This is a genomic window from Brevundimonas sp. LjRoot202, from assembly GCF_964253355.1.
Taxonomy (GTDB): Bacteria; Pseudomonadota; Alphaproteobacteria; order Caulobacterales; family Caulobacteraceae; genus Brevundimonas.
In genome coordinates, this window is the sequence record NZ_CAXUQW020000001.1 from 540734 (window position 1) to 554147 (window position 13414).

At 70.1% G+C, this 13414-nt stretch carries 15 protein-coding genes; 1 reads left to right on the top strand and 14 read right to left on the bottom strand.

From position 1 onward, the window contains the following. Positions 1 to 40 precede the first annotated feature (40 nt). The 14 genes from secF to folE form a co-directional block, all read right to left on the bottom strand. Positions 41 to 1030, bottom strand: a complete 990-nt coding sequence (gene secF, locus ACSQ1L_RS03005; RefSeq protein ID WP_435991796.1) for a protein translocase subunit SecF — start codon at positions 1028 to 1030, stop codon at positions 41 to 43. Beyond that, complete coding sequence (gene secD, locus ACSQ1L_RS03010; RefSeq protein WP_435991797.1) at positions 1030 to 2625, bottom strand: protein translocase subunit SecD; 1596 nt, start codon at positions 2623 to 2625, stop codon at positions 1030 to 1032. Before secD ends, secF begins: the two co-directional genes overlap by 1 nt. A 32-nt stretch (positions 2626 to 2657) precedes the next feature. After that, the gene (yajC, locus tag ACSQ1L_RS03015) at positions 2658 to 2984 is read right to left on the bottom strand and encodes a preprotein translocase subunit YajC (protein ID WP_435991799.1); all 327 of its coding nucleotides are present in this window, start codon (positions 2982 to 2984) and stop codon (positions 2658 to 2660) included. A gap of 111 nt (positions 2985 to 3095) precedes the next feature. Further along, positions 3096 to 4184 carry a peptidoglycan DD-metalloendopeptidase family protein gene (locus ACSQ1L_RS03020; RefSeq protein WP_435991801.1) on the bottom strand — a complete coding sequence of 363 codons (1089 nt, stop codon included), beginning with the start codon at positions 4182 to 4184 and terminating at the stop codon, positions 3096 to 3098. Between the two features lie 227 nt (positions 4185 to 4411). Then, a complete protein-coding gene (locus tag ACSQ1L_RS03025; RefSeq protein WP_435991803.1) occupies positions 4412 to 5056 on the bottom strand; it encodes a protein-L-isoaspartate(D-aspartate) O-methyltransferase in 645 nt (214 codons plus the stop codon). Further along, positions 5053 to 5844, bottom strand: a complete 792-nt coding sequence (gene surE / locus ACSQ1L_RS03030) for a 5'/3'-nucleotidase SurE (protein ID WP_435991805.1) — start codon at positions 5842 to 5844, stop codon at positions 5053 to 5055. The genes ACSQ1L_RS03025 and surE overlap by 4 nt, the downstream gene beginning before the upstream one ends. A 7-nt stretch (positions 5845 to 5851) precedes the next feature. Continuing rightward, positions 5852 to 6226, bottom strand: coding sequence for a hypothetical protein (locus ACSQ1L_RS03035; RefSeq protein ID WP_435991807.1), 375 nt, complete (start codon positions 6224 to 6226; stop codon positions 5852 to 5854). A gap of 4 nt (positions 6227 to 6230) precedes the next feature. Then, positions 6231 to 7517, bottom strand: a complete 1287-nt coding sequence (gene serS / locus ACSQ1L_RS03040; protein ID WP_435991808.1) for a serine--tRNA ligase — start codon at positions 7515 to 7517, stop codon at positions 6231 to 6233. A 101-nt stretch (positions 7518 to 7618) separates the two neighbouring features. Then, on the bottom strand, positions 7619 to 8086 hold the full coding sequence (locus ACSQ1L_RS03045) for a DUF411 domain-containing protein (RefSeq protein WP_435991810.1): 468 nt from the start codon (positions 8084 to 8086) through the stop codon (positions 7619 to 7621). 416 nt (positions 8087 to 8502) lie between these two features. Beyond that, positions 8503 to 9294 carry a HisA/HisF-related TIM barrel protein gene (locus ACSQ1L_RS03050; protein WP_435991811.1) on the bottom strand — a complete coding sequence of 264 codons (792 nt, stop codon included), beginning with the start codon at positions 9292 to 9294 and terminating at the stop codon, positions 8503 to 8505. A gap of 73 nt (positions 9295 to 9367) precedes the next feature. After that, positions 9368 to 9703, bottom strand: coding sequence for a cupredoxin domain-containing protein (locus ACSQ1L_RS03055; RefSeq protein ID WP_435991813.1), 336 nt, complete (start codon positions 9701 to 9703; stop codon positions 9368 to 9370). 7 nt (positions 9704 to 9710) lie between these two features. Beyond that, positions 9711 to 10232 (bottom strand): DUF4142 domain-containing protein, encoded by a 522-nt coding sequence (locus tag ACSQ1L_RS03060; RefSeq protein ID WP_435991815.1) that lies wholly within the window; start codon positions 10230 to 10232, stop codon positions 9711 to 9713. 54 nt (positions 10233 to 10286) lie between these two features. After that, positions 10287 to 11012 (bottom strand): RNA polymerase sigma factor, encoded by a 726-nt coding sequence (locus tag ACSQ1L_RS03065; RefSeq protein ID WP_435991817.1) that lies wholly within the window; start codon positions 11010 to 11012, stop codon positions 10287 to 10289. Positions 11013 to 11068: 56 nt separating this feature from the next. Beyond that, positions 11069 to 11701 (bottom strand): GTP cyclohydrolase I FolE, encoded by a 633-nt coding sequence (gene folE / locus ACSQ1L_RS03070; protein WP_435991819.1) that lies wholly within the window; start codon positions 11699 to 11701, stop codon positions 11069 to 11071. Positions 11702 to 11845: 144 nt separating this feature from the next. Between folE and ACSQ1L_RS03075 the strand changes: the two genes are divergently transcribed. Continuing rightward, on the top strand, positions 11846 to 13369 hold the full coding sequence (locus ACSQ1L_RS03075; RefSeq protein ID WP_435991821.1) for an FAD-dependent oxidoreductase: 1524 nt from the start codon (positions 11846 to 11848) through the stop codon (positions 13367 to 13369). Positions 13370 to 13414 lie beyond the last annotated feature (45 nt).

Sequence of the window (13414 nt, forward strand, 5' to 3'; positions counted from 1 at the left end):
CGACAAACACCGAAAGACTGTGGGGGCTTTCCCCGCGGCCCTACGGCTGGCTCGCCATGCCCAGCTTGATCGGCTTGGCGTCGTCGGACGATCCGCCGCGCTTGACGCCCCACATCAGGATGACCGGCGCGCCGACGTAGATCGACGAATAGGTGCCGACGATGATCCCGAACATCAGCGCGATCGAGAAGCCGAACAGGGTCGGCCCGCCGAGGAAGGCCAGCGCGGCCAGCACCATGATGGCGGTGACCCCGGTGATGATGGTCCGCGACAGGGTCTCGTTGATCGACAGGTCGATCACCTCGCGCAGCGGCATCGTCTTGTACTTGCGCAGGTTCTCGCGAAGACGGTCGAACACGACGACGGTGTCGTTCATCGAATAGCCGATGACCGTCAGGATCGCCGCCACCATGTTGAGGCTGAACTCGAGCCTGAACAGCACGATCAGTCCGAACGTCAGGATCACGTCGTGGAGCAGGCCGATCACCGCGCCGAAGCCGAACTGGGGCTCGAACCGGAACCAGATGTAGGCGAACATCAGCAGGACCGCGAGACCGAGCGCCATCAGACCCGACTGGAACAGCTCGCCCGACACCTTGGATCCGACCACGCTGACGCCGGAATAGGTCACCTCGCCGACGGCGTTCGAGACGGCGGTCTCGACTTGCTGGACCACCTGGGTCTGGTCGCGGCCTTCGGGGATCTGGAAGCGAAGCAACGCGGTCGAGCCGTCGTTCACATTCGATCCAAGCCGCGCGATGCCCTGCACCTGTACGTCGCCGAGCCCGAGTTCACCCACCGCGCCGCGCAATTGATCCAGCGGCAGCTCCTGACCCGCCGGCTTGGCCACCTCCATCGCGGCGCCGCCGCGGAAGTCGATGCCCATGTTGAGGCCGGGATAGAAGCAGGCCGCGATCGAGGCGATGCACAAGATCGCGGACAGCACGCCGAAGCCCTTGGCGTACTTGACGAAATGCAGGTTCGTCTTGACCGGCAGCAGTCTGATGAGGGGCCATCCACGCATCGACATCACTCCGCGATCGGCAGTTTTTTGGGCTTGGTGGCCTTCAGCCACCAGGCCAGTCCGACCTGTGCGACCAGAACGGCCGACAGCATCGAGGTGAAGACGCCGATGGTCAGCGTCCAGGCGAAGCCGCGCACCGGCCCGGCGCCGAACATGAACATGATCAACGCCGCCACCAGGGTCGTCAGGTTGGCGTCGACGATGGTGCCCATGGCCTTGTTGAAGCCGGCGTCGAGCGAGGCGATGACCGACCGTCCGGCCCGCGCCTCGTCGCGCATCCGCTCATAGATCAGCACGTTGGCGTCCACGGCCACGGCGAAGGTCAGCACCAGACCGGCGATGCCGGGCAGGGTCAGGGTCGCCCCGGTCATCGACATGGCGGCGATGATCAACAGGCCGTTCAGCAACAGGCCGATGACCGAGATGCCGCCGAACAGCAGGCCGTAGGCGCCCAGCATGAAGGCCAGGATGATGATGAAGCCGACCGCCGTCGACAGCGCGCCCGCGGCCACGGCGTCGGCGCCCAGTTCGGCGGTGACGGTGCGGCGCTCCTCGACCTTCAGCGGCGCCGGCAGGGCCCCGCCGTTGAGCAGCTTCACCAGCTCGGACGCTTCCGCGATGCTGAAGCCGCCCGTGATCTGTCCGTTGTTGGTGGTGATCGCCGTCTGGATGGTCGGGGCGGAAATCACCCTGCCGTCCAGCAGGATGGCGAAGCGTTTGCCGATGTTGTTGCTGGTGACGTCCGCGAACCGGCGGCCGCCCGCGCTGTCGAAGCGGAAGTCGATGGCGTTCTGCCGGTTCTGGTCCTGGCCGACGGAGGCGCTGGCCAGATTCTCGCCGGTCAGGATGATGCGCTTCTCGATCAACAGCGGGGTCACCCCGTCCTGATCGGCGGTCAGCTCCAGGTGCGGCGCCACATTGCCGGCCATCGCGTCGTTGATCATCAGCGGGTCGCTCTCGACCATCTGGAAGGTCAGCTGGGCCGTCTGCCCGACCAGCCGCTCCAGTTCGGTCGGATCGTTTTCGCCGGGCGCGACCACGACGATGCGGTCCGGGCCCTGGCGGGTGATCGAGATCTCCTTGGTGCCGGTCTCGTCGACCCGGCGGCGCACCACCTCGATCGACTGGCTGACCGCCTCGGACGCCATGGAATCCAGCGCCCCCTGCGTGAACTCGTAACGCAGGCGATCGTCGCCGACACGGCGGACGGTGCGGTCCGCGAGCCCGCCGGCGCCGGGCCGGATCAACTCGCGCATCAGCTCGTTGGCCCGATCCAATCGCGTCGGGTCGGCCAGGGTGACCACCACGCCGTTGCCCTCGCGGGCGATGTTGGTGAGCTCGATACCCGCCTCGCCCAGCACCGACCGGGCGTCCTCGCCCAGGTTGGTCAGCCGCTTCTCGCGCATCGCCGGAAGGTCGACTTCCAGCAGCAGGTACGAACCGCCCCGCAGGTCCAGCCCGAGGTTCAGAACCTGGCTCGGGACCCAGCCCGGCAGCGCGGCGCGCTGCTCGGCGGTCAGCATGTTCGGCAGGGCGAACACCAGACCGAACACGAACGACAAGGCGAGAAGGATGACCTTCCAGCGCGACAGATGGATCATGCGAGGTTCCCCGACCTTTCAGAGCGCCGTGATCAGGCCTTGGAGATGGTCTTGGTGTCGTTGGCCGCGACGCCGGTGCGGTCGCGCACCTGGGTGATCATGGCTTTGATGACGCGGACGTTCACGCCCTGGGCGATCTCGACCATGGCCTCGTCGTTCTCGACGCGGGTCACCTTGCCGACCATGCCGTTCGACAGCACCACCGTGTCGTTGCGCTTCAGGCCCGAGATCATCTCGCGGTGGGCCTTGGCCTGCTTCATCTGCGGCCGGACCAGCAGCAGGTATCCCATCACGCCGATGATGATGATGGGCGCGAAGTTGATCAACATGGCCATCAGGCCGCCGTCGGTGGGAGTCATCGATCGTTCTCTGGATACCGGGCCCCGCGGCGCCCTGAAAATGAGGCGCGGAACCTAGGGCGCGTCGCTTCACATTGCAACGCGCCGCTTGGCTTCAGGACACAGGGCGCGTCAGCGCGGCAACACCGTCAGCGGATCGATCGCCGTCGGCTCGTCGCCGCGCATGCGCCAGGTCTCGAAATGGATCGACGGCTGGCCGTCGCCGGCGGTCGTGCCGACCGTGCCGACGGCCTGCCCCGCCTGCACGTCGTCGCCGTCGCGGACCAGCGCCGAACCCAGGTGGCCATAGACCGAGCGCCAGCCGTCGCGGTGCACGACCAGCACCGTCAGCCCCTGCCCCGCCAGGTCGTCGCCGACATAGCCGACCCGGCCCGCCGCGGCGGCGCGCACCTCGGTCCCGGCCGCGGCGCCGATGTTCACCCCGTTGTTGCGCTCGCCCATGCCGACGGGGCCGAAGCGCCGCAGGATCTCGCCCCGCACCGGCCAGTCCAGCGTCACCGTCGTCGCGGCGGGCGGCTCGCCCACCGGTCCGGCGGTCGCCGCCGGCTCGCGCGGCGGCGGCGGCACGGCCACGGTCACCGTCGGCGGCGGGGGCGGCGGCGGCACGCCGGCGTCGGGCACATAGACGCCGCTCGGCGACGGCCCGGTGGCGTAGGGATCGCCGCCCATGTCGACGGCGTTGGCCGGCAGGATGATGCGCTGTCCCGGCGACACGTCCGCCCTCGGCCCGAGGGCGTTCAGGTCGATCAGCGTCTGCACCGGCGTCTGGAAGCGCCGCCCGATGCCCGAGATGGTGTCGCCCGGCTGGATCACGTAAGCCGCCCCGGCCGTCACCGGCGCGCCCGACGCGGGCGGCGGCGGACTGGTGAAGCCCTCCGAGGCCGGTCCCGCCGCGGGGGTCGGACCGGTATTGTAACGCGGCGTCGTTCCGACGGGCGCGTCCAGCGCCCCGCCGTCGATCTCGGCGACCGGCGCGGTTGCGGGCGGCGGCGCTTCAGTGGCCGGATCGGTCGGTCCCAGGACGCCCTCGCCGCTCGGCGCCGGGGCGGCGGGTGTGACCGGATAGGCCGGCTGCCGGGCCGGGGCCGGCTCGGCGAAGATCGGATAGCGCGGCTCGGCCGGATAGCTCGCGCACGCCGCCGTCAGGCTCATCGCCCCCAGCACCGCCAGCGCCTTCAGCCCCGCCCTGATCCGATTCATGCGCCCGCTCCTCGACTCGACTCTGCCCCGCCGGACCAGACCCATAAAACCGCGCCAAAGTTGGGCGGGAAGGTTAATGGGAGGCGAACAGGGATTAGGGATTAGGGATTAGGTTCAGAACAGCAGGTCCACCCGACTCCCGGGGCTGCTTGTCGGCAAGCCATCACCGGCCACTCATCCCTGATCCCTAATCCCTAATCCCTAATCCCTAATCCCTGGCCCTGCCCTCACCCCTCCTTCGCCGTCCCCTCGACCAGCGGCACGAACCGCACCTCGGCCAGGCTCTCGCGTCGGAACGAACCGTCCTCGAGACTGACATAGCGGTGCAGCCGCTGCACCGAACTGCGCCCCACCGGGCACACCAGTATGCCGCCCGGCTTCAGCTGATGCAGCAGTTCGGTCGGTTCGCCCGGCGACGCCGCCGTGACCATGATCCGGTCGAACGGCGCCTGTTCGGGCCAGCCGAGCCCGCCGTCGCCGTGCCGGGTGATGACGTTGTCGATCTGCAGCACCTTCAGCCGCCGCTCCGCCTCGCTCAGCAGGCTGCGATACCGCTCCACCGAATAGACATAGCGCGCCAGCCGGCTCAGCACCGCGGCCTGGTAGCCCGACCCGGTGCCGATCTCGAGCACCCGGTGGCGCGGCTGCACGTCCAGCGCCTGGGTCATCAGGCCGACGATATAGGGCTGCGAGATGGTCTGGGCGCAGTCGATCGGCAGGGCCTGGTCCTCCCACGCCTGATCGAGGAATTTCTCGTGCACGAAGACGGCGCGGTCGATCGACTCCATCGCCTCCAGCACCTTGGGGTCCGTCACCCCCTGCTGGCGAAGGCCGAGGATCAAACGTCCGGCGCGGTCGTCGTGGAGTCTCATTCCGCCGCCACCGTCTTCGGCGGCGCCCCGCCCAGCACGCCCTTGAGGTCGTGCACGCTCGGCATGTGGGTCAGGTCGATGTGCAGCGGCGTGACCGAGATCTTGCCCTCGTCCATGGCCCGCAGGTCCGTCCCCGCCGGGTGCTCCTGCTTGGCCCCGCGGAAGCTCATCCAGTAGTAGTCCCGCCCCCGCAGGTCCGTGCGCTTCACCGCATGCATCTCGCCGATGTCGCGGAAGCCCTGCCGCGTCACCTCGATCTCGGCCACCTCGTCCGGCGCGCGGTTGGGGAAGTTCAGGTTCATCACCACCCCCGCCTGCCACGGCTGGGCCAGAAGCCGGCTGATGATCGCCGGCGCGAACGCCTCGGCCGTCTCCCAGTGCGCCGTCACCTCGTCGTGGAACCGCTCCAGCGACTGGCTCAGGGCGATCGAGCGGATGCCGAACGCCATGCCCTGCAGCGCCCCCGCCACCGTCCCCGAATAGGAACAGTCCTCGCCGACGTTATGCCCCCGGTTGACCCCGGACAGCACCAGGTCGGGCCGTTCCGGCATCAGGTCGTTGACCGCCAGCACCACGCAGTCGGTCGGCGTGCCCGTCACCGCGAACCGCTTCTCGCCGAACGAATTGACCCGCAGCGGCTCGGTCAGGGTGATCCCCCGCCCCTTGCCCGACTGCTCGACCGCGGGCGCGCACACCCAGATGTCGTCCGACAGCGTCCGCGCGATCCGCTCCAGGCATTCCAGCCCCTCGGCCTCGATGCCGTCGTCGTTGGTCAGGAGAATGCGCATTCGGCTCCTAGCGGATCACGGAAACGGTCCGGGCGAGGATCACGTGATCTCCGCCACACAGGTTGCGGACGGTCGAGCCCTCGTGCTTGAGCCCGACCTCGTCCGCCGGCCAGGCCACGGCCCGGCCCGTCAGGGTCACCTTCTGCCCCGACAGGTCGCCCTCGGCCGCTTCCTGCGCATTGCGCGGCAGCACTCCGGACACGCAGGGCCGCGCGAACGGCATCCGCACCTGGGCCAGGCGTTCATACAGCTGGAACTCGCCGTCGGCGAAGCGGACATAGCCGGTGAAGGTCGTCGCCGCCGGATCGATCGCCGCCGGCGGGCTCGAGGCGCAGGCGCCCAGGGTCAGAACCGACAGGACGGCGAAGGCGGCGGTCTTCATGGCCTCATGCTCCGACATGGGTGACGCCGCCCATGTAGGGCAGCAGGGCGGGCGGTACGGCGATCCGGCCGTCCTCGTCCTGATAGTTCTCCATGATCGCGACCAGCGTGCGGCCGACCGCCAACCCGCTGCCGTTCAGCGTGTGCACGAACTCGGTCTTCTTCTCCCCGGCCCGCTTGAAGCGCGCGTCCATCCGCCGGGCCTGGAAGTCCCCGCAGTTCGAGCACGAGCTGATCTCGCGATAGGTCCCCTGCGACGGCAGCCACACCTCCAGGTCGAAGGTCTTGCGCGCCGAGAAGCCCATGTCGCCCTTGCACAGCAGCATCCGCCGGTAGGGCAGCCCCAGCTTCTCCAGCACCACCTCGGCGCAGCGCACCATCCGCTCGTGCTCGGCCTCGGAGTCCTCCGGCCGGGTGATCGAGACCAGCTCGACCTTGTGGAACTGGTGCTGCCGGATCAGCCCGCGCGTATCCCGCCCCGCCGCCCCCGCCTCGGCCCGGAAGCACGGCGTCAGGGCGGTGAGCCGCATCGGCTCGGCGAGTTGCTCCTCGGGCAGGATCTGCTCGCGGACCAGATTGGTCAGGGAGACTTCGGCGGTGGGGATGAGAAGGTGCTCACCAACCCGGAATAGATCTTCCTCGAACTTCGGAAGCTGCCCCGTCCCGAACATCGCCTCGTCGCGGACCAGATACGGCGGATTGACCTCCAGATAACCGTGCTCGGCCGTCTGCACGTCCAGCATGAACTGCCCCACGGCCCGTTCCAGCCGCGCCAGCCCGCCCTTCAGCACCGCGAACCGCGCCCCGCTCATCCGCGCCGCCGCCTCGAAGTCCAGCAGCCCCAGCGCCTCGCCCAGATCGGCGTGATCCTTGGCCGGTCCGCCCTCGCGCGGCGCGCCCCAGCGCGAGACCTCGACGTTTCCCGCCTCGTCCTCGCCGTCCGGCACATCGTCCGCCGCCAGGTTCTTCTGCGCCGCCAGCAGGTCGCGCAGGTCCTTGCCGACCTCCGCCTCGACCGTCTCCGCCGCCGCGATGTCGCCCTTCAGGCTCTCGACCTCGGCCTTCAGCCGGTCGGCCTCGGCCATGTCCTTCTTCGTCATCGCCGCGCCGATCAGCTTCGACGCCGCATTGCGCTTCGCCAGCGCCTCCTGCCCGGTCGTCTGTGCGGTGCGCAGTTCGCGATCCAGTTCGAGAATGCGCGCCACCAGTCCGTCCGCCTCCGTCACCCCGCGCGACGACCAGCCCGCGACGAAGGCGGCGGGATTGTCACGGATGGCGCGGATGTCGTGCATGGTCGGTCTCGGTTCGGGGAGCGCCTGCTCTAACCCCCGCCGCGGATTCCGCCAACCCGCCCCACCGATCCTTCTCCCCTCCGGGGGAGAAGGACATCACCTCACGTCCGCCCGTGCCGTGCGAACACCCGCGTCTGCCCCGACCGCAGCACCAGCAGGGTGTCGAACGGCTGCTTGCGGCCATCGGGCGTCTCCATCCCCGGCGACCCCAGCGGCATCCCCGGCGCGGTCAGCCCCAGCGCCTCCGGGCGCTCCGCCAGCAGGCGGACGACGTCGGCGGCGGGCACATGACCCTCGACCAGATAGCCGTCGATCACCCCGGTGTGGCAGGAGGCCAGGGCGTCGGGCAGGCCCCGCCCGCGCCGGAAGGTCTGCAGGTCGGAGGTGATGTGCACCGCGACCGTGAAGCCGGCCGCTCGCATATGCGCGATCCAGCCGTCGCAACAGGCGCAGGTCGGCGATTTGTAGACCGCCAGGGCCCGGCTTCCCCGCGTCTGCGCCCGGGCCGCTCCGCCGAGGCCAAGGGCGGCGCACGAGACGAGGAGGAGGCGACGACTGATCTGCGGCATGGTCATTCTCGCTGCGAACGGCCGGTCATCCTACGGACGATGCAGCCAGCGGGCTATCCCGTCCGCCTGCGACCGTCTGCCTGGCCAGAACCCTGCCATCCCATACCCTGCCATCCCGACACTTCGCGGGTCATTCCGACACTCCCGCACCGCCTCGGCCCGGTTCGAAAAGGCCCATCCCGTCGCCCGCGTCCGCTTCTGACGCACGGCCGTGCTCTCATGCTCGAACCCCCGCAGGGACTGGTCTTTGACAGCACAAACCCTACACCGGCGCCGCCTCCAGGCCCCGGCTCTCCCCCATCGGCGCGCGCCTCTGTTCAAACAGAATCGCTTACCTGCATTTTTGAATGCACACCCTGCCATCCCGGACCTTCCGGCGGCCAACACGCCCGCCGTCATCCTTGTCGGTCGTGTTCCTAGATCAGCCCCGCCATCGGCGAACTGGCGCTGGCGTACATCCGCTTCGGCATCCGCCCCGCCAGATAGGCTTCCCGGCCCGCGATCACCGCATGCTTCATCGCCGACGCCATCAGGATCGGGTCCTTCGCCGCCGCGATGGCGGTGTTGGCGATAACCGCGTCGCAGCCCAGCTCCATGGCGATCGTTGCATCCGACGCGGTGCCGACCCCCGCATCGACCAGCACCGGAACGGTCGCCTGCTCCACGATCAGCCGGATGTTGACCCGGTTCTGGATGCCGAGGCCCGAGCCGATCGGCGACGCCGCCGGCATGATGGCCGCCGCGCCGGCGTCCTCCAGCCGCTTGGCCATGACCACGTCGTCGGTGCAGTAGACCATGACGTCGAAGCCGTCCTTGACCAGCAGCTCCAGCGCCCGCAGCGTCTCGACCATGTCCGGATACAGGTGGGCGCTGTCCGACAGCACCTCCAGCTTGACCAGGCTCCAGCCCCCGGCCTCGCGCGCCAGCCGCAGCGTCCTGACCGCATCCTCGCCGGTGAAACAGCCGGCCGTGTTCGGCAGGAAGGTGAAGCGGTCCGGCTTGACGTGGTCGACCAGCATCGGCTGCGACGGATCGCTCAGGTTCACCCGGCGCAGGGCCACGGTGACGATCTCGGCCCCCGCGGCCTCGGCGGCGGCGGCGTTCTGGGCGTAGTCGGCGTATTTGCCTGTGCCGACGATCAGCCGGCTGCTGAAAGTCCGGCCGGCGACGGTCCAAGTGTCGGAAGCGGTGTCTTGTGAGGCGGTCATGCCGGCCAGATAGACCTTCTCCCGCGCCGGGAGAAGCGCCCGATCGTCTCAGGCGCTCCGACCGACGCGGTCGTCAGCGGGCGACCGTCAGCACCCCCGTCATGCCGGGATGGAAGCGGCAGATGTACGGAATGGTCCCCGCCGCCCGCAGCACGGTCCTGCCGCTGGCGCCCGGGGCCAAGTCGACGTCGAACTGGTTCCGCGCCGTGGCCGTGTGGCGGAACAGGTCGCGGTTGACCCAGACGACGGTGTCGCCGACCCGAAGGCCGGCCGGCGACGCCCCGAACCTCATCTTCTCCATGACGATGGTGTGGGTCCGGGCCCGGGCCGCCGCCGGCAGGGCGGCGGCGGCGGCCGAGGCCGCAGCGGTCAGCAGGACCGCGCGGCGGGTTTGTCCGGCTTTGGCCATGACCGGCCTACCGGACCGACTGGGCCAGGTGTTCGGCATGGGCCTGGTGCGACTGGAACAGGGTCAGGCCGGTCTCCAGCAGCGACTTGAGCTCGGCGTTGTCGGCCTGCGGAATCAAGGTCCCGCTCAGCGCCGTGTTGACGGTCTGGTGGTAGGCGACCTCGCTGGCGACATAGGCGGCGTCGAAGGCCGCGCCGTCCAGCGCCTGCAGCCGGTCATGGGTCGCCTTGGCGGCCTCGGTCAGGGCGGCGCTGGTCGGATTGGCCTCCGGCGTCACCTGCAGCCTGGTGACCAGCGCCACGGCCTGCTCGTTCACGGCCGCATGGTCCCGCGCCATCAGCTCGGCGAAGGCCCGGACCTCCGCATTGGTCGACTTTTCGAGCGCCTGCTGCGCCGCGGCGACGTCCAGCTGGCCGGCGGTGTAGGCGATGTGGGCGATCTGGGCGTCGGTCGGGCCGGCGTCCTGCGCCGCGGCCGCGGTGATCGGGGCCAGCGCCAGCACGCCGGCGAGAATGAGGGTTCTGTACATCGCGGGACTCCTTGGGTCCGGCGACCGGAGATACGGCCGCCTGCCGATTGGATGTCACACCGCGGCAGAGGTTCCTGGAGCCTCGACCAGCCGCCCCTCGGCCGCCAGCCGCGCCAGCACCGCCTCGGTGATCCGGCTGCACCGGGCCCCGAGGAACGGGAAGGCTTCCACCATGGTGGTGGCCAGCCGGGCGTCCAGCGCCTCGCGCAGCAGCCGCCGGGCCCGGTGCAGCCGGGTCTTCACCGTCTCCGGCTTCAGGTCGAGATTGGCCGCCGTCTCCTCGATGCTGCACTCGTCGATGTCGCGCATGATGAAGACGATCCGGAAGGCCTCCGGCAGGTCGTCGACGGCGTGCTCGATCAGGCCCCGGATCTGGGCCCGCGCGGCGTCGGCCTCGGGACTGGCGCTGCCGAAGGCGTTCGGGAACGGAATGACCTGCGCCCCATCCATCTGCGCGGCCTCGATCTGGTCCAGCTGGACCATCGGCCGCCGCCGCCGCAGCCGCCCGCGGGCCTCGTTAAGGACGATGCGGGTCAGCCAGGTCATCAACCCAGCCTCTCCGCGGAAACCGCCGATGGCCGCGAAGGCCCGGGCATAGGCCTCCTGCAGCACGTCCTCGGCCTCGCCGTCGTCGCGGACGACGCCGCGCGCCACCCGGAAAAGCCGCTGGTTCCCCCGCTGCATGATGACGCGGAAGGCCTCGCCGTCGCCGGCCTGGGCCAGACGCACCAGTTCCGCCTCGCCCAGCCCCTCGTGATCGGCTTGTCTCAGCTTCCGCATGACGTGCTCCGGTCTTGTCTATGGGTTGGATGCGCCGCCTCGCGCAAGGTTCCCGGTCAGCCCGCCAGCGCCGCCAGCACCTCGCGCCGCCCCTCGCCGGTCTCGAACACCCCGGTGAAGCGCCGGGTCACCAGCGAGGCGCCGTGCTTGCGCACCCCGCGCGACGACATGCACTCATGGGTCGCCTCGACGATCACCGCTACGCCCCGCGGCCTGAGCGTCCGCTCAAGTTCGTCGGCGATCTCGGCGGTCAGCCGCTCCTGGATCTGCAGCCGCCGGGCATAGACGTCGACCAGCCGGGCCAGCTTGGAGATGCCAACCACCCGCTCGCGCGGCAGGTAGGCGACATGGGCCACGCCCCGGATCGCGGCCATGTGATGCTCGCACACCGACTCGACCGGGATGTCGCGCAACAGCACCATTTCGTCGTAGCCCGCCACCTCCCCGAAGGTCCGCTCGAGCATCTCCGCCGGATCCTGGCCATAACCGGCGAACCATTCCTCATAGGCGCGCACCACCCGGGCCGGCGTGGCCTGAAGTCCCTCCCGGCGCGGATCGTCCCCGGCCCAGCCGATCAGGGTCCGCACCGCCGCCTCGGCCTCGGCCCGGGTCGGCCGCCTGTAGGGCAGGCAGGTCGGTTCGGCGGAAGCCTCCTGTACCTCGGCGGCGGTCGGGCTGAGTGCGAGCATCGGGCGGTTCCTCATGGCGGCTGTGTCAACCGTTCGATGCAGCCGCCCCCGCCAGGGTTCCCGGACTTGCAGCCGGGAACATCCGGGCGCTTGCTTCATCCAAGGGACAGGGCGGCCCTCGCCCGGTAACCGGAGCACCACGCCATGGGCGCGACACAGGCCCAACTCTCGGGCCCCGACTTCTCGCTGGGCCTGCCGCTGGCCGACGTCCCCGCGACCGGCGCCCTCTCCGGCCATGTCGGCGGCGAGCCGGTGCTGCTGATGCGCCGCGCCGACGGCCTGTTCGCGGTCTCCGGCGCCTGCACCCACTACGGCGGGCCGTTGGGCGAGGGCCTCGTGGTCGGCGACACGGTCCGCTGCCCCTGGCACCACGCCTGTTTCGACCTGCGCAGCGGCGAGGCCCTCGCCGCGCCCGCCTTCGACGCCCTCGACCGCTGGGCCGTGGAGACCGTTGGCGACCAGGTCTTCGTCCACGCCCGCATGGCGCCCGCCCCGGCCCGGGCCGCCGACGCCTCGGCCCACCCCGCCCGCATCGTCATCGTCGGCGGTGGCGCGGCCGGGTTCTCCGCCGCCGAGATGCTGCGCCGGCGCGGCTACGCCGGCGCCCTGACCCTGCTCAGCGCCGACGCTGCTCCGCCCTGCGACCGGCCCAACCTGTCCAAGGACTATCTGGCCGGAACCGCGCCCGAGGACTGGATCCCTCTGAAGCCCGACGCCTTCTACGCCGACCACGCCATCGACCTCAGGCTCGGCGTCGAGGCGGCGCGGATCGACGTCTCTGGCCGCGCCGTGGTCTCGACCGCCGGCGAACGATTCGCCTGGGACGCCCTGTTGCTGGCCACCGGGGCCGAACCGATCCGGCTGGCCGGCCCGGGATTCGACCGGCCAGAGGTCCACCTGCTGCGCTCGCTGGCCGACGCCCGGGCGATCATCGCCGCCGTCGAGGGAGTCCGAACCGTGGCGGTGGTCGGGGCCAGCTTCATCGGCCTGGAGGTCGCCGCCTCCCTGCGCGAACGGGGGCTGGAGGTTGACGTCGTGGCCCCCGACACCCTGCCGCTGGAACGGGTCATGGGCCCGGACATCGGCCGCTTTATCCAAGGCCTGCACGAGGCGAGAGGCGTCCGCTTTCACCTCGGCCGATCCGTCGAGACTTGGGACGGCGCGCGATTGACCGCGTCGGGCGGGCCGCCGATCGAGGCCGATCTTGTTGTGCTGGGCGTCGGCGTGCGCCCGCGGACGGCGCTGGCCGAGGCGGCGGACCTGACGATCGACAGGGGTGTTGTGGTCGACCGCGCCCTGCGGACCAGCGTCCCGGGAATCTTCGCCGCCGGAGACATCGCCCGCTACCCCGGCGCGGACGGAGCCCTGGTGCGGATCGAGCACTGGGTCGCGGCAGAGCGCCAAGGACAGGTGGCCGCTCTCGCCATGCTCGGCGAAGAGAGCGAACTGACCGACCCGCCCTTCTTCTGGAGCCAGCACTACGACGTGACCATCCGCTACGTCGGCCATGCGACGGATTGGGACGAAGCCCGCCTCGACGGTTCGCTGGAGGGCCACGACGCCACAGTGCGATATCTCAAGGCGGGGCGGCTGGTGGCCGCCGCATCGGTCGGACGCGATCGGGAGAACCTGGAGATCGGAGCCGCACTTCGCCCCGGCGCAGGCTGATTGCGGCGGGGCCCGCAGTTGTAATCGGTTACAGGTCCTGCAATC